Consider the following 25,798-nt stretch of genomic DNA (forward strand, 5'->3'; position numbering starts at 1 on the left):
TATTACCCCAAGTGGTGAGAGTGATTTTGGTTCAATAAACGATCACGAAAGGGTACAGCAACGTGAAGCGTTTGAGAATCTATTTGCTGAAATGAAATAAAACGAATCGCTTTTGAGGGAACAGGATCATATCCCGAGCCCCCCCACGGATGACAACGGCAAATACGTTTAGTAGCCAGCCACACTCCACGCCCAGCGCCATGCATCTGGACTGCTTCCAAGGAATATTGAGAACAAGTTGGAATATAACGACAGCGCGGTCCAAGAAGAGGACTAATCGCAATCTGATAGAAACGGATCAACCAATGCAGTAAACGTACCATTGGCCAACTCTACTTTTGTGGGAAGGGGGCTATTTTTGAATGCTTTTTGGCAAGACGGTTAAGTTTTTGCCAGGCAAATTGTAATTGCTGGTGCAATTCTGCATTAGGTACTGTCTCAATACCAATTTTCGGCATGATTACAATATCTAAGTCATCTAATTGCTGTTGATGCAGGCGAAAACTTTCGCGAGCAAGTCGTTTTACTCTATTTCTTTCGTGTGCGCGTCGCACTTTCTTCTTGGCAACAACTAAACCCAAACGGCTATTTGGCAGTTCGGAATGTTTTGCAAGAAATAAGAAATGGGGTTGATGCACTTTAAAAAGCGCACCATCAAAGACACCTTTATAATCGGCAGCACAGCGTAATCGCAACTCTGTGCCAAAACTATAAAGTTTTGTCATAACACCCAAAATCGTCTTAGCGTAACTGATTAAACAGTTAAGCTATGACGACCTTTTGCACGACGGCGAGCTAATACTTGACGACCAGCTTTAGTAGCCATACGAGCACGGAAACCATGAACACGCTTACGCTTTAATTCAGACGGTTGGAATGTACGTTTCATATTGAAACTCCAAAAAATGATCTTTCTGTGAAGGTCCGCGATTTTAGTGCTCATTGCTTGAGCTGTCAATGCAAAAGCACTTTTCTTTTCAAATAAGAGCAAAAAAGAGAGAAGGTGTATTTTTTATGCAGAACTGGATAACACTATCTCGATTTGAGTTAACCACAAATCAAGTTATTGTTATTTAAATAAATATAAGTTATAAACAACTCTATCAACAAAGTTATCCACATGTTATCCAGAGTTTAAATTTGAACTCCGAGTTTTGAATTTAAATTTAATGCTTTATGAGTTATCCACAAAAACTCGCGATCTTATAAGTAAATTCAAATTTATAAATTTAAATTTATTACTATTAGGGAGCACTTTTTCTATGGATAAGCTATTTTTTATTTATATAAACATTGATTTATGTTGTGGATAAAACTGTTGTTATTAATTTTATACTTTGTGGATAACTTTGTGATATATTTTATCCACAGCTTGCGGATAAACTTATCCACACCGGGTTTTAAATTTAAATTTATGCACCTTGATTTCTTTTTGCACAATTTTTGTGGAAATTGCCATGACAGATGTGGATAACTTGGTTAGAATGGCGACCCGCTTTTGGTCGCGGGCAGCTTTTTTTCGAATGAACAATGGAATGAATAGGGGATTCACATGCTTTGGACGGACTGCTTAAATCGCCTGCGACAAGAGCTCTCTGGAAATGTCTTTACCATGTGGATTCGGCCATTGGTTGCAGAAGAGCTGGAGGATACCTTGCGTCTTTATGCACCGAATCCTTACTGGACGCGCTACATTCAGGAACATCATCTGGAACTGATTTCAATTCTGGCAGAACAGCTGTCTGAAGGTCGTGTGCGTAAAGTTGAAATTCTGGTAGATTCTCGCCCGGGGGCAATCCTGTCTGCGAGTGAACAGCCGGCCACCACGACTGCTGCACTAGAATCCGCACCTGTTGTCGCGCCATCCCCGCGTCCCAAGAAAGAAAAAGAAGATTCAGGCAAAAATAGCCGTAAACGTCAGTTGAACCCCTTATTCACCTTTTCGCTGTTTGTGGAAGGTCGTTCTAACCAGATGGCAGCAGAAACCTGTCGTAAGGTACTGACCCAGCTGGGTGCTTCCCAGCATAACCCCTTATTTTTATATGGTCCGACCGGTCTGGGTAAAACCCATTTGATGCAGGCAGTCGGCAATGCACTGTTGCAGGCCAAACCGAATGCCCGGGTCATGTACATGACCGCAGAAAGTTTTGTGCAGGATTTTGTCAGCTCTTTGCAGCAGGGCAAGGTTGAAGAGTTTAAAAAGAACTGCCGCTCTCTGGATCTGTTACTGGTTGATGATATCCATCTGCTGGCGGGTAAAGAAGCCAGTCTGGTGGAGTTTTTCTATACTTTTAACGCACTGCTGGACGAGTCCAAGCAGATTATCCTGACCTCGGATCGTTATCCTAAAGAGCTGACCGAACTGGATCCACGTCTGGTTTCACGTTTTTCCTGGGGCTTATCGGTAGGTGTTGAACCACCGGATATTGAAACCCGGATTGAAATTTTGCTGAAAAAAGCAGAAAACACCGGAGTGGATTTACCACGTAACTGTGCGCTGTTTATTGCCCAACAGGTCGTGGCCAATGTACGTGAGCTTGAAGGTGCGCTGAATAAAGTGGTGGCGATTTCACGTTTCAAAGGCACGCCGATTGATCTGGATGTAGTGCGTGAATCTTTGAAAGATGTGCTGGCGATTCGAGCGCGTACCATCAGTACTGAAAACATTCAGCGTGTGGTCAGTGAATATTTCCGTATTCCGTTAAAAGAGATTGTTGGTCCAAAACGTACCCGGATTTATGCCCGCCCCCGTCAGCTGGCGATGGGCTTGGCCCGTGAACTCACCGGCGACAGTTTTCCAGAAATTGGCATGGCTTTTGGGGGGCGTGATCACAGTACCGTGATGCATGCCTGCGAGAAAGTACAGAGCCTGCGCGAAGAAGATCCGATCTTTAACGAAGACTATAAAAACCTGCAACGTCTGTTGCAAAGTTGACCGAAAACGCTCAAATTCTATTCTTGCTATGCGGCTGCTTTTGCCGCATAGTAAACCGTCAAAAAATCACTTTTTCTATATTAATCTTCAGCTTTAGAGGAATGCACCGTGCGTTTAAAAATCGCGAAAGAAAGCTTACTGAATGTTCTCTCACATGTCGTAGGAGCGGTTGAACGTCGCCATACCTTGAATATCCTGTCTAATCTGAAAATTCAGGTGACCGCACAAGCATTGACCGTAACCGGTTCGGATCTGGAGGTTGAGCTGGTGGCGAGTACGGCGCTGGCTGAAGGTGCCTGTCTGCAGGAAGGTGAGACCACAGTTCCTGCACGTAAACTGATTGATATCTGTAAGTCACTTCCTTCAGCGGCATTGATCGATTTGCATATTACTGAAGACCAGCGCTGCATTCTTAAATCAGGTAACAGCCGTTTTGTACTGGGTACCTTGCCTGCTGATGATTATCCATTACTAAATACTGAAAACACGCAAGGCACGCAAGTGACAGTGACACAGCGTGAACTGAAACGCCTGTTTGAAAAAACTGCTTTTGCCATGGCGGTTCAGGATGTGCGTTTTTACCTGACCGGTACCTTGCTGGAAATTGATGCCAATCAGCTTCGTGCAGTGACTACCGATGGTCACCGTCTGGCACTGTGTGAAACGACAGCACAATCTACAGCAACCCAGCCGATTCAGGCGATTGTGCCACGTAAAGCCGTTGCAGAATTACAGCGTCTGCTGAGCGTTGAAGATGAGCAATTATCTTTATTGATTGGCCGTGAACTGCTCAATGTGACCATTACCATGCCAAGCCGTGACAAGGAACAGGCGGATATTACCGTACGTTTCACGACTAAACTGATTGATGGTAAGTTCCCGGACTACCGCCGTGTAATTCCACGTGGTGGCGACAAAGTGGTGATGATCGCACATGACGTGTTCAAGCAGTCTTTGCAACGTGTGGCGATTTTAAGTAATGAAAAACTTCGCGGTGTGTTTCTGAACTTCAATGCCGATTCCTTGCAGCTTCGCGCCAATAACCCGGAGCAGGATGAAGCAATTGAAGACCTGGCAATTCAATATTCAGATTCCCCGCTAGAAATGTCATTTAATGCGCAGTATCTGATTGAAGTGCTCGGGGTGCTGGATGGCGATGATGTGTCGATGACCATGACTGAAGCGAACCAGTCTGTCTTGGTACAGGACCCGGCACATACAGATCAAGTCTATGTTGTCATGCCGATGCGTGTTTAAGCCGCGGCTTTTTGATACTCAGATAAGCTATGCATATTACGCGTTTACATATTGAGCGTGTACGGAATTTAAAGACGGTTGCTCTCCACGGATTGCAGCCGTTTAATGTTTTTTATGGCCAAAATGGTTCAGGTAAAACCTCGATTTTAGAGGCGATTCATTTACTGGCTGCCGGACGTTCCTTCCGTACCCATATTCCCAAAAATTATATCCAGCATGGCGCACAGGATGCGATTGTGTTTGCACAGTCCGCGACTGAAAAAATAGGCATGCAAAAAATGGCTGGCGGGGAGCAGTTGATTAAGGTCAATGGTGATCTGGTCGCGACTCAGGGTCAGCTGGCCAAACTGCTACCCTTGCAGCTGATTGATCCGCAAAGTACCGATATTATTGATCATGGTGCCAAACCACGGCGTCAATTGCTGGACTGGTTGATGTTCCACGTGGAACCGGAATTTTATCATGCCTGGCAATATTATTCGCGTGCGCTGAAACAGCGGAACAGCCTGCTCAAAAGCAAACGCTTTCTCAGTCTTTCCGATCTGGAACCGTGGAACCAGATGCTGAGTGAATATGGAGAAATCCTGCATTCGCAGCGTGTCGGGATCGTAGAACAATGGAAGCCATTTTTTGAAGATGATCTGAAACAGTTGTTACCTGACGTACAGGTCAGTCTGGAATACAGTCCAGGCTTCCATAGTGAAAGCGGTCTGTTGAATGACCTGACCAATCATCATGAAAAAGACTGCGAGCGACGCTATACCGAATATGGTCCACATCGCGCAGATTTGCGTTTAAAGACCCCGATGGGGGACGCAGATGTAATCCTGTCGCGCGGGCAGAAAAAGCTGCTGATGATCGCATTAAAACTGTCGCAAATCGCAATGCTACATTCTTGTAATAAGGAAACTGTGGTATTATTAGATGATGTGACAGCAGAATTAGATTTAACCGCACAACAACGTTTAATTGAGCGATTGAGCCAACTTGGTAGTCAAGTTTTTATTACCACCTTAGACCATGAAGCAGTACAGAAGCACTTACATGATTTGTCTATCTCATATCAGTTATTCAGTGTTGAAAACGGTACTGTTCAAGTTGTGCAATAATATTTTTTGAGTTTTACCCATCTTTGGATAGACCTATTTTTCACTAGGGAGAAACCATGAGTTCAGAAGATCAAGCTGCTTCTCAAACAGAACAAACCATTGAAAAGGCTTATGATTCCTCTAGCATCAAGGTATTACGTGGTTTAGACGCAGTCCGTAAGCGTCCGGGCATGTATATTGGTGACACAGACGATGGTACGGGCCTGCACCACATGGTGTTCGAAGTAGTCGACAACTCGATTGACGAAGCCTTGGCGGGCCACTGTGATGAAATTATAGTCACCATCCATGAAGATGAATCGGTTTCAGTTTCTGATAATGGCCGTGGTATTCCGACCGATATTCACCCTGAAGAAGGTGTGTCTGCAGCAGAAGTAATTTTAACGATTCTGCATGCCGGTGGTAAGTTCGACGATAACAGTTATAAGGTCTCTGGCGGTCTGCATGGTGTGGGTGTTTCCGTAGTCAACGCACTGTCTGAAAAATTACTACTGAATATCAGCCGTGCCGGAAAAACCTATGAACAAGAATACCGTCATGGTGATCCTGTTTATAAATTACGCGAAACAGGCACAACAGATCAATCGGGTACTACCGTTCGTTTCTGGCCAAGTGCAGAAACCTTTAGCCAGACCATTTTCAATGTTGATATTTTAGCGCGTCGTTTGCGTGAACTGTCCTTCCTGAATGCTGGCGTACGCATTGTGCTTCGCGATGAGCGCGTGAATCTTGAAAATGTTTATGACTATGAGGGTGGCCTGTCCGAATTCGTTAAATATATTAACGAAGGCAAAACGCACCTGAATGATATCTTCCATTTCACCACACAGGCTGAAAATGGCATTGGTGTGGAAGTGGCGTTGCAGTGGAATGATTCTTATCAGGAAAACGTGCGCTGCTTTACCAATAACATCCCGCAAAAGGATGGCGGTACACATCTGGCTGGTTTCCGTGCTGCTTTGACCCGTGGTTTAAATAACTACATGGACAGCGAAAATATCCTGAAAAAGGAAAAAGTGGTAGTCTCGGGTGATGATGCGCGTGAAGGTCTGACTGCCATCGTGTCAGTCAAAGTACCTGATCCAAAATTCTCTTCACAAACCAAAGAAAAACTGGTGTCAAGTGAAGTGAAGACTGCGGTTGAACAGGCCATGAATAAGTCATTCTCTGAGTACTTGCTGGAAAATCCGCAAGCAGCGAAAGCTATTGCCGGCAAGATTATTGATGCAGCGCGTGCCCGTGATGCAGCACGTAAAGCGCGTGAAATGACACGTCGTAAGAGTGCGCTGGATATTGCCGGTCTTCCAGGTAAACTGGCTGATTGTCAGGAAAAAGATCCGGCACTGTCGGAACTATATCTGGTCGAGGGTGACTCTGCAGGTGGTTCAGCCAAGCAGGGCCGTAACCGTAAGATGCAGGCGATTTTACCGTTGAAAGGTAAGATTTTGAACGTAGAGCGTGCCCGTTTTGACCGGATGATTTCTTCTGCTGAAGTGGGTACTCTCATTACTGCGCTCGGCTGTGGTATTGGCCGTGAAGAATATAATCCGGACAAGCTGCGTTATCACAAAATCATCATCATGACCGATGCTGATGTGGATGGTTCGCACATCCGTACGCTGCTCTTGACCTTCTTCTTCCGTCAAATGCCGGAACTGGTCGAGCGGGGTCATATCTATATCGCGCAGCCACCATTGTACAAGCTGAAAAAAGGCAAGCAGGAACAGTACATCAAGGACAATGATGCACTGGAAACTTACCTGATCTCCAATGCGATTGATGAGCTGGAACTGCATATTAGCGCAGAGGCTCCCGCGATTCGTGGTGAAGCTTTGGCACAAGTCATTGCAGATTATCAAACCTCGCAAAAGAGTTTGGCGCGTTTAACTGTACGCTATCCTGCAACGGTACTTGATGGCTTGCTTGCTCTTGATGCGTTCAAACTTGATCAAGCCAATGATTTGGATTATGTAGAAACTTGGGCTAAGCAAATGCGTGACCATGTTGAGAATATGCAACCAAGTTTGCGGCCTGAACTCAGCATTGAAACCTTTGAAAAAGAAGATGCTGAAGGTAATAAATCAAATACCTATTTACCACGTATCACGATTTATATTCATAACTTACCGCATTCTTATTTGCTGGATGCAAACTTGTTGGGTTCAAGTGAATACGCACGTTTGTTGAAAAACTCGAAGAGTTGGTTCACCTTGCTTGAAGAAGGGGCTTACCTACAAAAAGGCGAGCGTAAAATCCCTGTTTCAAGCTTCCATCAAGTGTGGCAAAACATCTTGGCTGACTCACGTCGTGGCATGATGATCCAGCGTTATAAAGGTCTGGGCGAGATGAATGCAGAGCAGTTGTGGGAAACGACCATGGATCCAGACAATCGTAACATGCTGCAAGTGACGGTCACAGATGCGATTGAGGCGGACCGTATGTTCTCTTGCTTGATGGGCGATGATGTAGAACCACGTCGTGCCTTCATTGAAGAAAATGCCTTGAATGCTGACATTGATGCCTGATCCTTCAGGATAAACTCAAACATAAAAAAGCGCCTTTCGAGGCGCTTTTTTTAGATCAATTTTTTACTCATATCCTGTGGACTAGGCAGGATAGAGTAAATATGGACAGATTTTTAGATATCGAACTGGTTCATTTTAGTTTTAAAAAGCCGGCTTGAGTGAGCCAGTTTGATTCTAGGAAAGGGGTTAGGTATAGATCCACCAGCTTGGAGGAATACAGGAAATTTGGAATGAGTATCTCATTATAAAAATGAACTGCATCAGAACTTTCAAGAGAATTTTTTGAATAATAAGGTGAGGGAGAAGGACGCTCTTTATATGATGAGGAGTATCTATGCAGTCCAAAATGCTGGGTGAACACTGTATCGGTCAAAATGGAATTAAAGGAATATAAATACAATAAGGACTGTTCAAACACTTAGTATGGAATTGGCTAAAAATAAAAAATAGCTTGTTCAAAAAAATCCAATATCCCAAAAAGAAATGAAAAATTGTTGAATATAAACTTTTAAATTTTCAATAACTTGTAAAAAATTTGGTGTAAGAAGTTAAATAATACGTGAATGGTATTGCTTTAATCGTGTAGTAAACCTGATTAAATATGTGGATAACTCTGAAGTTATCCACGATTTTTATGTGAATAAGATAGTATTTTGCAATAAGTCTTAATTCACTTCTTAATTCCTTTTTCTAAATTCAAAGTTAAACTTTATGGTCTTGTGGATAAGTGTTTTTAAATTTAAAATAGCACTTTAAATTTAAAAATAGATTTGGCGAGATATTCGTAGAGTGTCCAGACTATTTTCTATATGGGTTTTAAAATAATAAATTATTATAAATTATGTACTTGTTGGTATAGTGTAGTTTATCTAATCATTGGCGTGGAACATATTTTTTAATCAAAATTCAGGGTGTAGTTAAACTACATAGTTAATTTAATAATCAAGTGAACTTTCATTTTTATTTAAAATCATACTTTTATCGCTTTTTGCTTAATTTTTTCTTTTTTCTCTTAGGGCTTATTTTTGACTTCATTATTGAAAATCGAACATCTCTTTCGTTTCTAGAGAAAAAAGGGAGGGGATTGCTGAAGTGTGATGATGAGGAGTAGAAAAAAGAGAAGTGATAAAATAACTATAAAAATAAAAAAAGCGCCTGACGGCGCTTTCCTTTAATCATCTTTATGGCGTCAGGATGACTTTACGGCAATCTTCTTCCCGTTTATCAAAGATACGATAACCTTCTGCGGCTTCTTCCAGTTTCATGCGATGGGTAATGATCACATCAGGAGAAAGATCCCCATTTTCAATATATTCTAGTAACTGCGGCAGGTATTTATGCACATGGGTTTGTCCCATTTTAAAGGTCAAACCTTTGTCGAAGGCATCCCCGAACAGGAAGCCATGAATTGGGCCGGCATAAACTCCCGGTACACTCACCACACCACCACGACGGACTGCCGCAATACATTGTCTCAATGCAGAGCCACTCGAACCTTCTAGTTTTAGATTGGTCATTACAGTTTCCAGAACGCTACCTTTAGCTTCAAAACCAACAGCATCAATGACTGCATCAACCCCACGATAACCTGCGGTATTTTGAATAATAAACTCAGCAGCATCGACTTCATCAAAATTGACCGGAATCGCCCCATAAGTTTGATGAGCAAATCGTAAGCGGTAAGGATGGTGATCGACCATGAAGATCTGTTCAGCACCGAGCATTCGCGCACAGGCAGCAGCAAGTAGACCCACTGGTCCGGCTCCATAAATGGCGACACTGGAACCTCGACCAACTTGGGCATTGGTGACTGCCTGCCAGGCAGTCGGCAGAATATCGGTCAGGAACAATACTTTTTCATCCGGCAAGGAGCCGGGTACCTTAAACGGGCCCACATTGCCTTTGGGAATTCGCACATATTCGGCTTGACCGCCTGGCACACCACCATACAGGTGGCTATATCCAAACAATGCTGCACCAGGTGGAATCTGCTTTTTATTCAGGATGGCACCACGGCCTGTATTGGTATTTTCACAGGCAGCCATGAGTTCATGTTCACAGAAAAAACAGTGTCCGCATGCAATCACAAACGGAATAATAACCCGGTCACCTTTTTTTACTGAAGTAACTTCAGGACCGACTTCTTCAACCACCCCCATAAATTCATGACCAAAAATATCCCCTTGTTCGGTTGCTGGAATTTTCCCCCGATAAAGATGCAGATCTGAGCCACAGATGGCAGTGGCCGTTACTCTAAGAATGACATCATCTGCTTCCTGAATGACTGGATCAGGAACGGATTCAACTCGTACATCGCGAGTACCGTGATAAGTAAGAGCACGCATGCGGATTTCCTCTCTAGTTCAACATTAAACAGACTTGAATTTAAGGCTGTCAAAAATTAAAAGTACTTGTATTAGAGCCTTAGGAGGTAAACTGGCGCTGTAAATTAATGTATGAAAAAAGCCACTCAATTGTTTAAAAAATAAACTTATATAAGAGTTGCGTAATTCACATACAAAATGTGTCAATTAATCAATAAAGAGGAAACTTGAAAGCACGGGGGAATAAAGTGGGTAAAAAAATATTGAAACTAGACTATTCAAATAAAAAAGAGACGAGTAACGATTGTTACCCATCTCTCAGCTAATGAATGGGATAGAAACAGCTTTAGAAGGATTGCTCCAGATTTTCCAGTTCCATCATCAGTTCCAGCATCTGTTCTTCGGCTGTTTCCAGCTTGGCTTTCAGCTCGGTTTGCTCATTCATCAATTTCAGTAAGTCATTTTTACGTGATGCTTCATATAAAGCACTGTCACCGAGTAAGGTTTCAATTTCAGCCAGACGCGGCTGAAGCTTTGCAATCTGTGCTTCGCATTTTTCAATATTTTTACGAATCGGACGACTGAGTTCCCGCTGGCGCGCAGCTTCTTTACGTTGAGCTTCTTTATCCAGTTTGGAAATGGTCGGTTTGACTTCAACCTGGGATTTCACCGGTTCGGCCGGCTTCTGCCCGTTTTTGATCATCTCGCTCCGGGCCTGGCGTAACCAGTCCGCATAAGCAGCGAGATCACCGTCAAATTCACGGCATTGACCATTATGAACCAGTAACAGTTCATCACAGACACTGGCAATCAGCTGGCGTTCATGCGAAACCAGTACCACGGCACCCTGGAAATCCTGCAAGGCCATAGTCAGTGCATGACGCATATCCAGATCTAAGTGGTTGGTTGGCTCATCCAGAATCAGTACATTGGGACGCTGCCAGACAATCAGTGCCAAGGCCAGACGTGCGCGCTCACCGCCAGAGAAGCTTTCACTTGGCGTATCCATACGTTCGCCACTAAACCCAAAACTACCGAGGAAAGAACGCAGGCTGGCTTCACTGATTTTTTTATCGGCAATACGTGCCAGCTGTAACATCGGGCTGGCATTGCCATCCAGTGCGTCCATCTGATGCTGGGCAAAATAACCGATATTGAGCAATTCTGAATCTTTACGCAGACCTTGAATCAGTTTTAAGTCACCGACCAGTGATTTGATCAGCGTGGATTTACCAGCGCCATTCATCCCGAGCAAACCGATCCGGCTGTTTGGCGTGATCTGTAAATTTACATTGGTCACAATCAGCTTGTCACCATAACCGATATCGGCATGTTCCAGTTGCAATAATGGCGAACTCATTTTGGTCGGTTCACGGAAACTGAAAGTAAATGGCGTATCGACATGTGCAGCGGACAGTTCCTGCATACGTTCCAGCTGTTTGATCCGGCTTTGGGCCTGTTTGGCTTTGGTCGCTTGTGCTTTGAACCGGTCAATATATTTTTGCAGGTGCGCGCGGGTTTCCAGCTGCTTTTCATAAGCTTGCTGCTGCTGTGCCAGACGTTCACTACGGGTGCGCTCAAAGGTCGAATAGTTACCGGTATATAAAGTCAGTTCCTGATTTTCGATATGTAAAATATGGTCGGTAATCGCATCGAGGAAATCCCGGTCATGCGAAATCAGTACCAGCGTACCTTCATAGGCTTTCAGCCAGTCTTCGAGCCAGAGAATCGCATCCAGGTCCAGATGGTTGGTCGGTTCATCAAGAAGCAGTAAGTCTGACCGGCTCATCAGGGTACGCGCCAGATTCAGGCGCATACGCCAGCCACCGGAAAAACTTGAAACATCCAGTTGTGATTGGTGTTCAAAGAAGCCCAGACCAGCCATCAGCTGCGAGGCTTTGGCAGGAGCCGAATAACCTGAAATTTCATCAAAACGGCCATATAAATGGGCCAGTTCTGCATCATCCAGTTGATCCGGCTGATCGAGTTTCTGCTGAATCTCCCAGTATTCTTCATCGCCCGACAACACGAAATCAATGGCTTTCATATCCAGGGCTTTAATTTCCTGAGCCATATGCGCCACGGTCCATACCGCAGGTCGGGTCAGTGAACCACTGTCCGATTCCATACCACCGAGCAAGGCTGCAAACAGGGTCGATTTCCCCGCACCATTAACACCGGTTAGGCCAATTTTCCATCCTGGGTGTAACTGCATCGACGCTTTTTGAAATAAAACACGTCCACCGCGACGTATAGATAACTGGTCTAACTGAATCATTGAGAAATCAAGGCTAAGCAATAAGATGTGCCTATTCTAAAGGAAAGCCCCAGAAAAATGAAAAATCTTGCAGTTTTTACTGAAATGAAAAGTTTTTTGACCTCTGTTCCCTACTAGGAGGTAAACGCTCAAGTTGAGTAAAAGCTCTATTTTTACTGTGAGTAGTCGTTTATAGTTCATATGGTTAGAACAATAAGTACGATAGAGTCAAATAAAAATGAAAAAGGGATATTTAATTTTGTCTGCGCTGGGTCTGTTTGTGTCGACTTCGAGTCAAGCCAGTGTGAATGTCTGTGTTTTCGATTTGCTGGGAAAATCGGGTGAGTCCTATAAGTTACTGGAGGAATGGGCACTGGCAGCAAAAAGCTGGGGAGTACAGGTAAAGTTGAGCGCCTATCAGGATGAAGCCAAGGTAGATCAGGATGTCAAAGCTGGAAAGTGTGATGCTTTTTATATGACCTCCATGCGCTCCCGGGCCTATAACAAATTTGCCGGATCAATTGATGCGATTGGTGGCGTGCCGAATAATGACATTGCCATGAAAGCTATCAGTTATGTACTGGATAAACGCAACAGCAAACGCCTGATGACCCAAATTGGCAAGGAAAAATTTGAAGTCGCAGGCATCGGCCAGATTGGTCCGGCTTATATTTTTGTTCGTGATCGCGGACTGAATAAACTGGAACAGGTCAAAGGCAAGAAATTTGCCGTATTGCATTATGACTATGCACAAAAGATCATGGTGAACCGGATTGAAGCGGTACCGGTAATGTCGGAAATTTCCAATTTTATCCGTAAGTTCAATCAGGGGGAAGTCGATATTGTGGCTGCACCGGCCTATGCTTTTAAACCGCTGGAGCTGGAAAAAGGCCTGGGCTCTAGAGGTGCCATGATCAATTTTCCGGTAGTGAATGTCACTGCAGACCTGATTATTCGACCAGATAAGTTCCCGGCAAGCTTTGCGGCGCAATCCCGAAGCTGGTTTGTCAGACAGTTACCACGCAGCTTTGCCATGGTCAAGCGCATGGAAGCTGAAATTCCAAGCAAATATATTCTGAATCTCAGCCGTGAAGACCGTGTGGCTTATCAAAAGATTTTGCGTGAGGGCCGAATCGATTTAACCAAGCAGGGGATTTATGATTCAGGCATGATGACTGTGTTGAAGCGTGCGCGTTGTACGGTAGAAAGAACCAATTTTGAGTGTTCAATTAGTGGTGAATAAAACTGTAATCATGTATATCTTTGTAACTATGACGAGCTAAATGTAATTATAAGCAAGCAGTATTTAAATTTAAATTACTGATAATTAACAATATATTTAAAAGTGGCTTGGGCAGCTTAAATGAATTTATCTTTAGAGGCCAAAATGCGGCTTTTGAATGGAGTAAATGCTCTATTTTTTTTAATTAAACTTGCTTAATATTTGTTCCGTGTACGGACACTCAGCAAATAACAAGATTTCAAAGGATCACTACAATGAAAAAAACACTCTTATCATTGGCTGCATTTTCTGCATTTGGTTTTGCAAGTGTGGCACATGCAGAAAAAGTCGATATCTGTGTGTTTGACTTACTGGGTAAATCCGGTGAGTCTTTCCAGATGGCGCAAGAATGGGCACTGGCTGCAAAAGGCTGGGGCGCAGACATCAATCTGATTGCGCGTCAGGATGAAGCGGTTGCTGACAATGACTTTAAGGCAGGTAAATGTGATGGCGTATTTATGACTGCCATGCGTGCCCGTCAATATAACAAGTTTGCCGGTTCCATCGATGCCTTGGGTGGTGCACCGAATAATGCCATCGCCCAGCGTGCCATCAGTTTTGCCTTGGATAAACGTAATGCAGGCAAAATGGTGACCAATATGGGCGGCAAAAAATATGAAATCGCCGGTATTTCTCCGCTGGGTTCGGCATTTATTTTTGTTCGTGACAAAAATATCAATTCGATTGAAAAAGCCGCAGGTAAAAAATTCGCAGTACTTGGCTACGATGATGCCCAGAAAATCATGGTACAGCGTGTCGGTGCGCAGGCAGTAATTTCCGATGTTTCCAACTTTGTGGCCAAATTTAATAATGGTCAGGTAGATATGGTCGGTGCACCTGCCTATGCTTATAAGCCGCTGGAAATCTACAAGGGCCTGGGTAATAACGGCGCGATGTTTAATTTCCCGGTGCTGCATGTGACTTCTGATTTTGTGATTCGTCCGGAAAAATTCCCGGCAGGTTTTGGACAAAAATCGCGTGACTGGTTTATCAAAAACCTGCCAAAGAGCATGGGAATGATCAGCCGTCTGGAAGCAGGTATTCCGTCAAAGTATAAAATGAATCTGAGTGCTGAAGATAAAACCAAGTATCAGAAAATGTTACGTGATGGCCGGATGGATATGACCAAACGCGGAATCTATGATGCCAGCATGATGTCGGTATTAAAACGTGCGCGCTGTTCTGTCGATAAAGCCAACTTTGAATGTTCACTTTCTGGCGAATAATTTGATTTTTAAAGAAAAAAGCTTAGATGAATCTAAGCTTTTTTTATGGATGCCTCGGTCAGATCTGCCATTGTGCAGCGAATAAAATAGCTTAAGCTTGATCTAAATATTAAATTCGCATGTTTTATATAAAAAACAATCACATGTGACTAAAACTGCAATAACAAAAACAAGCAATAAGGAAATGAGAATGATGCATAGAGGATGGAAAGCACTGGCATTGGCTACGGCGACACTGGCTGTTTCAGGTCTGGCCCAAGCCAAACAGGTGATTTGCGTATTTGATCTGGTCGGTAAAAACGGTGATGTCTATAGTGTGATGAAAGACTATCAGTTGGCGGCCAAAAACTGGGGTGCAGATGTCGAACTGCGAGTAAATACCAATGAAGCCGTAGTTGCAGAAGATTTTAAAGCTGGAAAATGTGACGGGATCAGTGTGACCGGTATGCGTGGCCGTCAATTTAACAAGTTCACCGGTTCTCTGGATGCAATCGGGGCTATCACTGATCTGAATCTGGCGGTTAAAGTCATGCAGGGCCTGGCCAGTCCCACCTTCGCCAAACAAATGCTGCAAGGTAAATATGAAATTGTCGGCGTGATTCCGGTGGGGGATGCTTATCTGCTGGTGAATGACCGCAGTATCAATACTGTTGCCAAAGCAGCCGGCAAGAAAATTGCGGTACTGAGCCATGACGAAGCACAAAAAATCATGGTACAGCAGGTCGGTGCACAAGCGGTGAGTGCCGAAATCAGCAATTTTGCCAGTATGTTTAACAATGGTCAGGTGGATATTATCGGTGCACCAGCTGCAGCATTTAAGCCTTTAGAATTACATAAAGGGTTAGGTAGTAAGGGTGCGATTGTGAATTATCCGGTGTTGCAGGTTACCGGTAATATTATTATCCGTCCCGATAAATTCCCGGCCGGATACGGACAAAAATCACGTGAGTGGGTCAAGAGCCAGTTACCGCGTGCCTTTGGCATTTTGGGTAAAATGAAATCAGATATTCCATCAAAATACTGGATGGATATTCCTGCGGCAGATAAACCGGGTTATCAAAAAATGATGCGGGATTCCCGAATTGACCTGACCAAACGCGGCGTTTATGACAAACGTATGATGAAACTGCTGTGGCAATTCCGTTGCAAACAGAATCCGACAAATTTTGAATGTGCCTTACAGGATGAGAACTACAAATAATCCTGATAAAATTACTCTGATTTGACTTTTAATCTGTAGAGACTGACCATATATTGAGTGTGTTATACTTAAATATGGTCTTTTCTTTCTAAAGACATTCCATTCAACAGAGGAATCCGCCATGAATGCCCAAGCGCTTGTGCTCACCGACAATGCCGCAAATAAAGTACGCCAGTTGCGTGACAGTGAAGGTAACCAAGACTTAATGCTCCGTGTTTATGTCACCGGTGGCGGCTGTTCAGGTTTCTCTTATGGCTTTAACTTTGCAGAAAGCCAGAATGAAGATGATGCAGAATTTGCCAATGGTGATGTTAAAGTCCTGGTCGATTCACTGAGTTATCAGTATCTGGTCGGTTCAGTTGTGGATTATTTAGAAGGTCTGGAAGGTTCACGTTTCGTGGTACAAAACCCGAATGCCACTACCACCTGTGGTTGTGGATCTTCATTCTCGATCTAAATCCAGATACAAAAAAAGTCCTTTTTATAAGGACTTTTTTTGTATCTGAAAAAATTAACTGTCTAGTTTCACCGCTTCAAGCAGGTCAAAGATTACGGTAGTAACATCCTGACTCAACTCGCGGTTATTAAAAATTTCATAGGCGCTAATAGTAATATCGGTATCGCTTGGCAACAGGCGCTGTTCTTCTTCAATCAGGTCATTGATCGGTAATAAAGTCTGTTTGATTGCCAGATGCAGAATATCTTTGTATTCCAGATTTTCATCGTCGAGTTCAATCAGTTGTTCATTAAAATAAGGCAATAAAATCGAATGAAGATAGGGTTGGATGTCCTCGATATCAAAGATTTCGATATCACGGGTTTCATCAATCGTACTAATGTGGTCATTTACTTCAATTAAAATATGGTAGTAACTCACACGAATCTCCAAAGATGGCCTGAACAATGTAGCCGTTCACAATAACATGAAATCAGAATGGAGTCTTTTTTATAATACTTATACACTTAAATTAACTAGGGGATTCAGACTGATTAACTAACGGTTATATAGCAGGGTTTTATCTGCAGGGCGTAGCTGGAAGTGTTGCAGATTCTGTTTGCCCAGTACAGGATACATCAGCGCTTCGGGGTCATTATGGTGATACAGCCCCAAGGCATGTCCGAGTTCATGTGCCAGAGTTAGGCGGAGGTCATCTTTTGCATCAAACTGATAAACCTGAATTTGATCACCCATAAAAACACCCTTATGAAATTCGCGGGCAGGAAAACGCTGTTGAGCCTGAATGATATTCTGCTGATGGTTCTGGAGGCCATGCTGATGCATGGAAACATTCATATTAAAGGAACTTTGCTGTTCCTGCAGGTACTGAAACTCCCGTTGAAAAGTTGCCGATTTACGCTGTAAAGCCAAGACTTCATATTCAATCTGTTCGCGTTCATATGCGGATAAATCTGACTGCTGACGGCGGTGCTGTAAGGCTTGAAATTCACTATTGATCTGGTTTTTTTGCTGAATGAGGCGTTGCTGCTGACTTTCCAGATGTTGATAGGAGGCTTGCAGATTTTTGACCTGACGCTGATACCTGGCATCATCTGCCAGTAACTGTTTTTCAATTTTCTTTAAGGCATTGTAGTCTTGCTGGCGTTGATCATAGATCAGGCGAATACTTAGTCTGGCATTTTCATCATATACCAGCAGATCATCACGATTTGTACCCTGATGCCAGATCTCGACTGCTTCCTTGCTCAGCTGAATGACCTGATCTTTACTCATTCCAAAGCCTGAATCGACCTGATCAATGCGAAAACGTAAGCGGGTGTCGAAAGGATGCGTCAAGCGATCAGCCAGTGAGTTATAGCGCAGTTGTGGATGGGTTTTGGTCTGCATATGTAGATAGGCAGACACGATCAATCCCATAATGAACAGGCAGAGCAAGAGACGCATATTTTTATTTAAATGTTTATTTTTTAAAAATATAACTTAATTTTAATACTTTTCCCATGCCTATTTGCTTTGCTGCTCCGCTTTTGGGTAAAGCCCTAATTCGCCTAGAGCCTGCTGTAGAATTTCAAGGCGAATGGCTGGATTCATATTGGTTTGCATTTGCATATTCAGGGAAAATGCCACGATTTCCCCCTGAGGGGTTTCGACCCACCCGGTCAGCCAGCCGACTTGCGGTTCTACATCCATGCCCCAACCGGATTTAGCATACAGGCGATAAGCTTGCCGTTCCTGTAAAAGTAACATGGCTTTAACTTGCTGCTGGACTTGAGGATCAAAGGCAAGTTCTCCTCGAGCAAGAGCAGAGACAAATTCGACTTCCTGTTTCGGACTAATTTTTAGAGGCCCGACCAGCCAGAAGTTATCGACCTGCTGCCCAATCTGCTGATTGCCGAACCGGATGCGTTGCACTTCCTGCTGCATCAATTCCAGACCGATACGGCGTGCCAGTTCCTGATAGACCGGTACCGCAGAAGCTTGCATGGCCTCGCCGAGCGTCATATCTTTTTCCCAGGTGGCAAAACTGCGTTTCTTGCCATCCCATTTAAAGATTTCATTGGCTGTGGCTTTGCCATGTTGCAAGCCAATCAGGGCATTCACTATTTTAAAGGTTGAAGCAGGAACATATTCGGTATCTGCTCGGCTCAAATCATTGCCATAGACCTGTAACTGTTGACCACGCTGAATCACTAGAACGCCAGAGCTTTGTGCTTGATCAAATAAGCTGGCGATGGCTTGGGTGGATTGAGTCAAAGTGCTTTGAGATGGGGAAGATGAAACGGGCAGGCTACATGCTGTCAGGCCCAAGCAACTCAGTAAAGGCAGCAAAATCAGAATTTTCATGGGTTCAAGGTATTTTAATGATTGATTTAACTTAAACAGCTTTTCCTGAAAATACGATCAAATTTTAGTAATTTTTATTTTATTCCCTCAATTCGAGACATAAAAAACCGCGCTTTCGCGCGGTTTTTTCAGTTAAAGCGACAAATTATTTTTTGTCATCTTTCACTTCAGTGAACTCAGCATCTACAACGCCGTCATCCGCTTTTTGAGCTTGGCCTTCGCCACCTTGGAATGCATTCGGGTCGAAACCTTGTGCACCGCCTTGGCCTTGTGCTGCTTCATATGCACGTTGTGTGATCGGCATGATGATGTTTTGCAATGCTTCAGTTTTAGACTTAATCACTTCAGCGTCATTTTCTTTAGTTGAAGCTTCAAGTTCAGAAACCGCAGTTTCAACCGCAGTTTTCTCGTCCGCAGTCACTTGTTCACCAAGATCTTTCACTGCTTTTTGAGCAGAAGCAATTAATGCATCAGCTTCGTTACGTGCTTTTGCAAGCTCTTCAAACTTACGGTCTTCTTCAGCATTCGCTTCAGCATCTTTGATCATCGCTTCAATTTCAGCATCACTCAAACCGGAGTTTGCTTTAATTTGAATAGATTGCTCTTTACCTGTGCTCTTATCTTTCGCAGATACTTTCAAGATACCATCAGCATTGATGTCGAACGATACTTCAATTTGTGGCACACCACGTGGAGCCGGTGGAATATCGCCTAATTGGAAGTTACCCAACAATTTGTTTTGTTGAGCCATTTTACGTTCACCTTGGTAAACCGAAATGTCTACTGCAGGCTGGTTGTCAGCAGCTGTAGAGAACACTTGTGATTTTTTCGCCGGAATTGTAGTGTTTTTCTCGATAATTGGAGTTAACACACCACCCATTGTTTCAATACCAAGAGTCAATGGAGTTACGTCAAGAAGAAGTACGTCAGTTTTATCACCAGACAATACTGCACCTTGAATTGCTGCACCAATCGCTACTGCTTCGTCAGGGTTTACGTCTTTACGTGGCTCTTTACCAAAGAATTCCTGAACTTTTTGTTGTACCAGTGGCATACGTGATTGACCACCGACCAAAATCACATCAGAGATGTCAGAAGTCGAAAGACCTGCATCTTTAAGTGCAGTCTTACATGGTTCAATCGTACGCGCTACCAGATCAGCCACCAAACCTTCAAGTTTTGCACGGGTAACGTTGATCACCAAGTGTTTAGGACCAGTCGCATCCGCGGTAATGTATGGAAGGTTGATTTCAGTTGCATTAGAAGATGAAAGTTCGATCTTCGCTTTCTCAGCAGCTTCTTTCAAACGTTGTAACGCTAAAGGATCTTGCTTCAAGTTGAAGTTCTGTTCTTTCTTGAACTCTTCAACCAGGTACTCGATTAACGCGTTATCGAAGTCTTCACCACCCAGGAATGTATCACCGTTGGTAGATAACACTTCAATTTGCTGGTCGCCATCAAGGTCTGCAATTTCAATGATTGATACGTCAAAAGTACCACCACCCAAGTCGTAAACTGCGATTTTACGATCGCCTTCTTTCTTGTCCATACCGAACGCAAGTGCCGCAGCAGTTGGTTCATTGATGATACGTTTAACTTCTAGACCAGCAATTCGGCCTGCATCTTTGGTAGCCTGACGCTGTGCATCGTTGAAGTAAGCAGGGACAGTAATAACTGCTTCAGTCACTGTCTCGCCCAGGTAATCTTCAGCAGTTTTCTTCATCTTTTTCAAGATTTCAGCAGAAACCTGTTGTGGCGCAAGTTTTTTGTCGTTGACCTCAACCCAAGCATCACCATTATCCGCTTTGATGATCTTATAAGGTACCAGACCGATATCTTTTTGTACCGCTTGGTCTTCATAACGACGACCGATCAAACGTTTGATCGCGAATAGTGTATTTTTCGGGTTAGTTACGGCCTGACGCTTTGCAGATTGACCCACAAGAATCTCGCCATCTTTATAGGCAATAATAGATGGCGTAGTCCGTGTGCCTTCAGCATTTTCAATTACTTTAACTTTGTCGCCTTCAAGTACTGCAACACATGAGTTGGTAGTACCTAAGTCAATACCAATAATTTTAGCCATTTGGATGTTTCCTCAAAAATTTTCTTGTGATTTCCACTTGTTATCTGATATGAGAGTCATTCATTTTTTTTCAAGTAACATTTTTGAAAAAAATGTACAAACTCCCTAATTTATTCAGCTTAAGCGCCAACCATCACCATTGCAGGACGCAATAAGCGACTGTTTAACGTATAGCCTTTCTGCAAAACACTACCAATTTCATTGGCCTTAGCATTTGCATCAATGCCTACAGCCTGATGAAGCTCAGCATTAAATCCGCTACTGGTATCTACAACCACAACACCAAATTTTTCCAGTGTAGTGAGTAATGATTTCAAGGTAAGTTTGACGCCCTCAAGCAAAGGAGATTCTTCTTCATTCGCAGCATTAATTGCGCGCTCAAGATTATCAACCGTATCCAAAAGCTCTTTGGCGAATTTTTCTAATACTGTATCTTTATGTTTTTCAGATTCACGCTGAATACGTTCCACGCTTTTCTGTGCTTCATAGACTGCATTGGCCGTACGTGCTTTCTCTAGCTTTAAGTCGCCTTCAAGCTGCGCAATCTGTTCTTGTAAAGACTCAACAGAAACTTCTGCCTGCTCGGATTCAGCTTGAGTTTGCGCTATATCTTTTTCCGCTTGCTCTTGCTCAAATTCTTGAGCTTGCTCATTTTGCTCAGTCGCCATTGATTTACTCCGTTTGAATGGGTTCTTAAACATGTACAGTCTACAGTCCTTGGCCCTTAGTGTTCATCGTATTAAGATGGAACTGCCAAGGTTGAAATAGTCAATTACCTTAAGAAATCGGGGCGGGGTATAAAAATTCAAGCATAAGCCCAGATAAATTTTATGATTTATGCAAAATCCCGAATACAGAAGGGAGAAGATTTTATAATTGTGAAAAAAATACAGCGGAAAAATCTTAAAAAGATAGCTCGTCTTTATGTGCCTAAGTCCAGTATCCTGATGTAAATATGTTGTATTTATTAGAATATAAAAAAGAAAAATCCACTAAATATTAAAATGAAAATAATAATAATCGTATTTTTAAATTAAAATGGCAGTCTTGATTTATTTTAAGTCACTATAAAAAAGTAACCTTGCACTTTTACTTATCCTAGTGGCCTTAATTAGAAAAATGCACTAAGTCAGCCTCATAATATCCTGTTTTTAATTTACTTTTCTCGGCTACACCTCTCCCAAAAACTCAGCTTTTTTAGCTGCTTATTTATTAGACACAAAAGCGATTAATATTTAACTAATAAAGTATTACACAAAAAATAAGCAACTCGGTATGATTCATTTTAGATTCTATCGCTGTAGTTTCTTCTTATTTTGAATGTGTTTTCGTGGCTTATCCTATTCTCTAGATAAGCCTTTTTTTTGCCCGATATTTTCTCGCATTCAAATAAAAAGCCCGATCCGGGCTTTTAGTGAATACAATGACAGATCTTAATCACGACGATCGCGTGAGCGTTGCTCCTGATGGCGTCGGTTATCATTCCAGCGTGGATTAGAACGATTTTGCTGGACTTTTTTCGTGCGCTGATCTGTGGCACGTTTACGATCCAGCTCCTGACGACGCTTATTACGATCTGCTTCTGCCTGTTTTTGCCGTTGCGTCATCAGATTTTTACGCTGCTGTTCCTGGCGTTGCCGTTCTAGCTGGTTTTTACGTCGATCCTGATCTAACTGTCTTTTGCGATCCTGTTCCCAATTACGACGCTGTAATTCCTGTTTACGTCGATCCTGTTCAATATGTTTGCGCTGCTGTTCATATTCCCAGCGTTGCCGGTCATAGCGACGATCCTGTTCATAACGACGGTCATAACGCTGATCATAGCGACCGTCATAATAGCCGCCATCTTCAGGAAATGCGACGCAGCCTACAGCTAAAAATGCAGTCGCCAAAGACAAAGCTATAATTTTAATAGCCATAGGCATTCTCCCGATTTTTAATAAAAAATATACTTAACCATGCAAAATTACGTCAAAAATAACCTTTAACCGGTCAATGACATCTTCTATAAATGAGGATAACGTATCGGGAAAAAGCTATCTGTACATAGATATTAAGACTTCTATAAGAATATGGTCACTGAAACGCTAATCGTGTAGAAACTATGAAGAATTAAGAGAATAAGGACTAAAAGTAATGACAGTGAATCATCCGGTTCTGCAACGTTTGATGGAAAAAGGACAGGGAACTGCAGCCCGTATGCTGGATCGCTTACCCGGTATGGCCCAGGAGGCAGTAGTGAAGGCTTTGGATTATCCTCATGTCTATCCTGATTTAGACCCTTTGGTAAAATGCCTGATGGCCATCCAGATCAAACAGGGGCACAGCAGTTTTATCAGTAAAGATGTTGTACATTCACGTGCCCTGTTTGACGCACGCATGAAAGCCATCCGGGCCAGACCGACCGCGGTCAAATTTGTCGAAGAGCTCCGCCTTCCTCTACAGAGTGGCAGTATTTTTGCACGACATTATCATCCTGCACCGCAAAAGAAGTTACCGATGGTAATTTTTTATCATGGCGGTGCCTTTATGGTCGGCGGTCTGGATACTCACGATGAATTTTGTCGCTTGCTGGCAGTGCATGCCAAAGTTCAGGTATTAAGTGTAGCCTATCCGCTGACGCCAGAATTTAGCCCCTTGCAGATGGTACAGGTGTGTGAAGATGCCTTGGCGTGGGCACATCAGCATAGCAAGCAACTGAAAGTCTATAAAAACCGTATTGCTGTGGCAGGGGACAGTGCCGGCGGAAATCTGGCAGCTGTGGTAGCGCAGCGCAGCGCAGGCAAATCTTATGCCGCCCGGGCACAACTTCTGCTTTATCCTGCGGTTGACTTCAAAAGTCGCCATCCATCTTTTTATGCCTATAAAGATGGACTGGTACTTTCAGAGCAGGATATTGATCTGGTGACCTTCATGTATGCCCAAACCCATCAGATTGAACTGGATGACCCACTGATTTCGCCGACCTATGGTGAGCTGAAAAACTTGCCGCCAAGTTATGTGATTACAGCACGTCATGATGTCCTGCATGATGAAGGTTCAATCTATGCACACAAGTTGCGTCAGAATGGTGTAGCTGTTCATTATGATGAATATACCGATCAAGCCCATGGTTTTATCAATCTGACCCCGATCTCCCGTCGTGCCAAAAAATATGTGATTGAGATCAGTAAGAACTTCCGCAAATTTTGGGACAAAAACAGTTAAGCCGAAAGCATAAAGAAAAAGGTGTTTCTTATGAAACACCTTTTTTATAGCTAAATTTAAATGCATGATTATGGCTTGTTACTGATCTGTGCTTCAGGAAAGATCAGATTAAATTGGGGGACATAAAAGCTTTGCAGTAATTTGGCTTTGGAAAAATCTGGAAATATATCCTCAGCATCTTGCCACTCTACTTGTGAAAGTGTGGAGAGGTGTCCACGAAACTGGGGACTAAACTGAAAACGTTGACCTTTCCAGGCTTGCTGAATCTTGAGCATCGAGGCTGGAATATGGTGACTATTAATATAAAATTGACGTGCAGATTTGGTTTTCTTCAACCGAATCGTCATTTGCTGGTTCTGATGCTGAATCTGACACAGAATTTCCTGATCCTTTTCTTGCCATTTAAATTGTGCATATTGTTTGGGAATACCCCATAAATGCTGACCATGTATGACAGATTCATGGGTAGACACATAAATTTTAGGAATCGAGCTTAGACGCCGTTTACTAATTAAAGGATGATCCAGAATTAGTAACTCATCATAGGGACCAATCGGTGAAGTTTGATAGCGTACCAGCATCACTTGAACCATACGCCCCAGCGGAGAGGGTGCGATACGGAACTGTTTTGCTTGTTCAATAAAGCTGGGGGTCAGCCAATAGTTCAGAATAAAACCTTCACCCTGCAAGCGCCAAGGTGGAAACTGATGGATATTTTGCTTCTGTAATAATGCATGTTTCATTCTTATTCTCTTGTCTTTAGTCGGCAGATCACTGCAATATAAATCATAAAAGATTAATATATAGTCATTCACAACCATTACTTCTAAGTAGATGAGTTAATAAATGTTAAAGAAATCATTATGTGTGATCGCGCTTGCCGCGACCAGTCTGCCAAGCTTTGCTGCAAATACGATTATTGAGATGAATACTTCAATGGGAAATATTGAAATTGAACTCTTTAATGATAAAGCTCCCATCTCGGCAAAAAATTTTGAAAATTATGTAAAAAGCAATTTTTATAAGGACACCATCTTTCACCGGGTCATTCCCGGCTTTATGGTTCAGGGTGGGGGTTTTGATGTGAACATGCAGGAAAAAGCCAATACCAAAGCACCGATTAAAAACGAATCGTCAAATGGCCTGCATAACAAGCGTGGCACTTTAGCCATGGCACGTACCAATCAGCCGGATTCTGCTCGCGCACAATTCTTTGTGAACTTGGTCGATAATGATTTTCTGGATCGTTCTGCTAGAAATGCCGGCTATGCGGTATTTGGTAAGGTCACTAAAGGTATGGATGTAATTGATCAGATTGCTAAAGTACCCACTAGAAACTATGGAATGCATCAAAATGTGCCAGTAAACCCTGTAAAAATCACCAGTGTGACGATTAAAGCACCAGTTGTGAAAAACTAGACATAGAATAAACCAGAAATATTTAATTTATATTTCTGTTTTAAAAATATGTACTTATGTAATGATTTGCATAAAATTGAACCAATTTGGTGCATAAAAATAAAACACTCGTGATTCTTGTGCGTTAAAAGCGCTTGCACGTGTAAGAAATTGCCCTATAATGAGCA

22 protein-coding genes are annotated in these 25,798 nt (G+C 43.0%); 10 read left to right on the plus strand and 12 right to left on the minus strand.

Annotation, left to right across the window (positions count from 1 at the left end; genetic code table 11):
• Positions 1 to 2: 2 nt before the first annotated feature.
• Genes yidD through rpmH form a run of 3 tightly spaced genes read right to left on the minus strand, consistent with a single transcriptional unit; the run spans position 3 to position 889 of the window.
• Complete coding sequence (yidD, locus tag VXQ11_RS14485) at positions 3 to 323, minus strand: membrane protein insertion efficiency factor YidD (protein ID WP_004281931.1); 321 nt, start codon at positions 321 to 323, stop codon at positions 3 to 5.
• Positions 324 to 332: 9 nt separating this feature from the next.
• Complete coding sequence (gene rnpA, locus VXQ11_RS14490; RefSeq protein WP_416682150.1) at positions 333 to 725, minus strand: ribonuclease P protein component; 393 nt, start codon at positions 723 to 725, stop codon at positions 333 to 335.
• 29 nt (positions 726 to 754) lie between these two features.
• Entirely contained in the window at positions 755 to 889 is a 135-nt protein-coding gene (gene rpmH, locus VXQ11_RS14495) for a 50S ribosomal protein L34 (RefSeq protein WP_000831329.1), read from the minus strand.
• Positions 890 to 1,552: 663 nt separating this feature from the next.
• Here rpmH and dnaA point away from each other — a divergent pair.
• The 4 genes from dnaA to gyrB all read left to right on the plus strand — a co-directional run bounded on the left by dnaA (position 1,553) and on the right by gyrB (position 7,826).
• Positions 1,553 to 2,935, plus strand: a complete 1,383-nt coding sequence (gene dnaA, locus VXQ11_RS14500) for a chromosomal replication initiator protein DnaA (protein WP_064101908.1) — start codon at positions 1,553 to 1,555, stop codon at positions 2,933 to 2,935.
• A gap of 108 nt (positions 2,936 to 3,043) precedes the next feature.
• A complete protein-coding gene (dnaN, locus tag VXQ11_RS14505; RefSeq protein WP_064095259.1) occupies positions 3,044 to 4,192 on the plus strand; it encodes a DNA polymerase III subunit beta in 1,149 nt (382 codons plus the stop codon).
• Positions 4,193 to 4,221: 29 nt separating this feature from the next.
• Positions 4,222 to 5,301 carry a DNA replication/repair protein RecF gene (gene recF, locus VXQ11_RS14510; protein WP_144724936.1) on the plus strand — a complete coding sequence of 360 codons (1,080 nt, stop codon included), beginning with the start codon at positions 4,222 to 4,224 and terminating at the stop codon, positions 5,299 to 5,301.
• Between the two features lie 56 nt (positions 5,302 to 5,357).
• Positions 5,358 to 7,826 (plus strand): DNA topoisomerase (ATP-hydrolyzing) subunit B, encoded by a 2,469-nt coding sequence (gene gyrB, locus VXQ11_RS14515; protein WP_064095257.1) that lies wholly within the window; start codon positions 5,358 to 5,360, stop codon positions 7,824 to 7,826.
• Between the two features lie 1,181 nt (positions 7,827 to 9,007).
• On the opposite strand, the gene VXQ11_RS14520 is transcribed toward gyrB, so the two are convergent.
• Both VXQ11_RS14520 and VXQ11_RS14525 read right to left on the minus strand, forming a co-directional pair.
• Positions 9,008 to 10,171 (minus strand): zinc-dependent alcohol dehydrogenase, encoded by a 1,164-nt coding sequence (locus tag VXQ11_RS14520; RefSeq protein ID WP_064095256.1) that lies wholly within the window; start codon positions 10,169 to 10,171, stop codon positions 9,008 to 9,010.
• A gap of 325 nt (positions 10,172 to 10,496) precedes the next feature.
• Positions 10,497 to 12,428 (minus strand): ATP-binding cassette domain-containing protein, encoded by a 1,932-nt coding sequence (locus VXQ11_RS14525; protein ID WP_064095255.1) that lies wholly within the window; start codon positions 12,426 to 12,428, stop codon positions 10,497 to 10,499.
• Positions 12,429 to 12,645: 217 nt separating this feature from the next.
• On the opposite strand from VXQ11_RS14525, the gene VXQ11_RS14530 reads away from it, so the two are divergent.
• The 4 genes from VXQ11_RS14530 (at position 12,646) to erpA (ending at position 16,573) form a co-directional block, all read left to right on the plus strand.
• Complete coding sequence (locus VXQ11_RS14530; RefSeq protein WP_064095254.1) at positions 12,646 to 13,650, plus strand: putative solute-binding protein; 1,005 nt, start codon at positions 12,646 to 12,648, stop codon at positions 13,648 to 13,650.
• Between the two features lie 254 nt (positions 13,651 to 13,904).
• On the plus strand, positions 13,905 to 14,915 hold the full coding sequence (locus VXQ11_RS14535; protein ID WP_064095253.1) for a putative solute-binding protein: 1,011 nt from the start codon (positions 13,905 to 13,907) through the stop codon (positions 14,913 to 14,915).
• 193 nt (positions 14,916 to 15,108) lie between these two features.
• Positions 15,109 to 16,116: a putative solute-binding protein gene (locus VXQ11_RS14540; protein ID WP_064095279.1), complete on the plus strand. Its 1,008-nt coding sequence runs from the start codon at positions 15,109 to 15,111 to the stop codon at positions 16,114 to 16,116.
• A gap of 121 nt (positions 16,117 to 16,237) precedes the next feature.
• Positions 16,238 to 16,573 carry an iron-sulfur cluster insertion protein ErpA gene (erpA, locus tag VXQ11_RS14545; RefSeq protein ID WP_004281944.1) on the plus strand — a complete coding sequence of 112 codons (336 nt, stop codon included), beginning with the start codon at positions 16,238 to 16,240 and terminating at the stop codon, positions 16,571 to 16,573.
• A 54-nt stretch (positions 16,574 to 16,627) separates the two neighbouring features.
• On the opposite strand, the gene VXQ11_RS14550 is transcribed toward erpA, so the two are convergent.
• The 6 genes from VXQ11_RS14550 to VXQ11_RS14575 all read right to left on the minus strand — a co-directional run bounded on the left by VXQ11_RS14550 (position 16,628) and on the right by VXQ11_RS14575 (position 22,924).
• Complete coding sequence (locus VXQ11_RS14550) at positions 16,628 to 17,005, minus strand: hypothetical protein (RefSeq protein WP_171254913.1); 378 nt, start codon at positions 17,003 to 17,005, stop codon at positions 16,628 to 16,630.
• Between the two features lie 105 nt (positions 17,006 to 17,110).
• A complete protein-coding gene (locus tag VXQ11_RS14555) occupies positions 17,111 to 18,019 on the minus strand; it encodes a matrixin family metalloprotease (protein ID WP_416706333.1) in 909 nt (302 codons plus the stop codon).
• A gap of 60 nt (positions 18,020 to 18,079) precedes the next feature.
• Complete coding sequence (gene blaOXA, locus VXQ11_RS14560; RefSeq protein WP_129717326.1) at positions 18,080 to 18,919, minus strand: OXA-134 family carbapenem-hydrolyzing class D beta-lactamase; 840 nt, start codon at positions 18,917 to 18,919, stop codon at positions 18,080 to 18,082.
• Positions 18,920 to 19,064: 145 nt separating this feature from the next.
• The gene (dnaK, locus tag VXQ11_RS14565) at positions 19,065 to 21,005 is read right to left on the minus strand and encodes a molecular chaperone DnaK (RefSeq protein ID WP_064095249.1); all 1,941 of its coding nucleotides are present in this window, start codon (positions 21,003 to 21,005) and stop codon (positions 19,065 to 19,067) included.
• Between the two features lie 119 nt (positions 21,006 to 21,124).
• Positions 21,125 to 21,673: a nucleotide exchange factor GrpE gene (gene grpE / locus VXQ11_RS14570; RefSeq protein WP_064095248.1), complete on the minus strand. Its 549-nt coding sequence runs from the start codon at positions 21,671 to 21,673 to the stop codon at positions 21,125 to 21,127.
• A 765-nt stretch (positions 21,674 to 22,438) separates the two neighbouring features.
• Positions 22,439 to 22,924 carry a hypothetical protein gene (locus tag VXQ11_RS14575; RefSeq protein ID WP_416682161.1) on the minus strand — a complete coding sequence of 162 codons (486 nt, stop codon included), beginning with the start codon at positions 22,922 to 22,924 and terminating at the stop codon, positions 22,439 to 22,441.
• Positions 22,925 to 23,141: 217 nt separating this feature from the next.
• Here VXQ11_RS14575 and VXQ11_RS14580 point away from each other — a divergent pair, with 217 nt between their 5' ends.
• Complete coding sequence (locus VXQ11_RS14580) at positions 23,142 to 24,212, plus strand: alpha/beta hydrolase (RefSeq protein ID WP_191731291.1); 1,071 nt, start codon at positions 23,142 to 23,144, stop codon at positions 24,210 to 24,212.
• Between the two features lie 68 nt (positions 24,213 to 24,280).
• On the opposite strand, the gene VXQ11_RS14585 is transcribed toward VXQ11_RS14580, so the two are convergent.
• Positions 24,281 to 24,955, minus strand: a complete 675-nt coding sequence (locus VXQ11_RS14585; RefSeq protein WP_416706334.1) for an acetoacetate decarboxylase family protein — start codon at positions 24,953 to 24,955, stop codon at positions 24,281 to 24,283.
• Between the two features lie 103 nt (positions 24,956 to 25,058).
• Between VXQ11_RS14585 and VXQ11_RS14590 the strand changes: the two genes are divergently transcribed.
• Positions 25,059 to 25,631 carry a peptidylprolyl isomerase gene (locus VXQ11_RS14590; protein WP_416682165.1) on the plus strand — a complete coding sequence of 191 codons (573 nt, stop codon included), beginning with the start codon at positions 25,059 to 25,061 and terminating at the stop codon, positions 25,629 to 25,631.
• Positions 25,632 to 25,798: the final 167 nt, after the last annotated feature.

The sequence above is a fragment of the Acinetobacter sp. 197 genome, assembly GCF_048148385.1.
Classification (GTDB): domain Bacteria; phylum Pseudomonadota; class Gammaproteobacteria; order Pseudomonadales; family Moraxellaceae; genus Acinetobacter; species Acinetobacter pecorum.

Bases quoted from the DNA above. Each gene is read 5' to 3' on its own strand.
- VXQ11_RS14520 (WP_064095256.1), bottom strand. From the start codon at position 10,171: ATGCGTGCTCTTACTTATCACGGTACTCGCGATGTACGAGTTGAATCC.
- rnpA (WP_416682150.1), bottom strand. From the start codon at position 725: ATGACAAAACTTTATAGTTTTGGCACAGAGTTGCGATTACGCTGTGCT.
- VXQ11_RS14525 (WP_064095255.1), bottom strand. From the start codon at position 12,428: ATGATTCAGTTAGACCAGTTATCTATACGTCGCGGTGGACGTGTTTTA.
- recF (WP_144724936.1), top strand. From the start codon at position 4,222: ATGCATATTACGCGTTTACATATTGAGCGTGTACGGAATTTAAAGACG.
- dnaK (WP_064095249.1), bottom strand. From the start codon at position 21,005: ATGGCTAAAATTATTGGTATTGACTTAGGTACTACCAACTCATGTGTT.
- VXQ11_RS14530 (WP_064095254.1), top strand. From the start codon at position 12,646: ATGAAAAAGGGATATTTAATTTTGTCTGCGCTGGGTCTGTTTGTGTCG.
- blaOXA (WP_129717326.1), bottom strand. From the start codon at position 18,919: ATGAAAATTCTGATTTTGCTGCCTTTACTGAGTTGCTTGGGCCTGACA.
- yidD (WP_004281931.1), bottom strand. From the start codon at position 323: ATGGTACGTTTACTGCATTGGTTGATCCGTTTCTATCAGATTGCGATT.
- grpE (WP_064095248.1), bottom strand. From the start codon at position 21,673: ATGGCGACTGAGCAAAATGAGCAAGCTCAAGAATTTGAGCAAGAGCAA.
- VXQ11_RS14535 (WP_064095253.1), top strand. From the start codon at position 13,905: ATGAAAAAAACACTCTTATCATTGGCTGCATTTTCTGCATTTGGTTTT.
- erpA (WP_004281944.1), top strand. From the start codon at position 16,238: ATGAATGCCCAAGCGCTTGTGCTCACCGACAATGCCGCAAATAAAGTA.
- VXQ11_RS14585 (WP_416706334.1), bottom strand. From the start codon at position 24,955: ATGAAACATGCATTATTACAGAAGCAAAATATCCATCAGTTTCCACCT.
- VXQ11_RS14590 (WP_416682165.1), top strand. From the start codon at position 25,059: ATGTTAAAGAAATCATTATGTGTGATCGCGCTTGCCGCGACCAGTCTG.
- dnaA (WP_064101908.1), top strand. From the start codon at position 1,553: ATGCTTTGGACGGACTGCTTAAATCGCCTGCGACAAGAGCTCTCTGGA.
- VXQ11_RS14575 (WP_416682161.1), bottom strand. From the start codon at position 22,924: ATGGCTATTAAAATTATAGCTTTGTCTTTGGCGACTGCATTTTTAGCT.
- VXQ11_RS14540 (WP_064095279.1), top strand. From the start codon at position 15,109: ATGCATAGAGGATGGAAAGCACTGGCATTGGCTACGGCGACACTGGCT.
- gyrB (WP_064095257.1), top strand. From the start codon at position 5,358: ATGAGTTCAGAAGATCAAGCTGCTTCTCAAACAGAACAAACCATTGAA.
- VXQ11_RS14555 (WP_416706333.1), bottom strand. From the start codon at position 18,019: ATGCGTCTCTTGCTCTGCCTGTTCATTATGGGATTGATCGTGTCTGCC.
- VXQ11_RS14580 (WP_191731291.1), top strand. From the start codon at position 23,142: ATGACAGTGAATCATCCGGTTCTGCAACGTTTGATGGAAAAAGGACAG.
- rpmH (WP_000831329.1), bottom strand. From the start codon at position 889: ATGAAACGTACATTCCAACCGTCTGAATTAAAGCGTAAGCGTGTTCAT.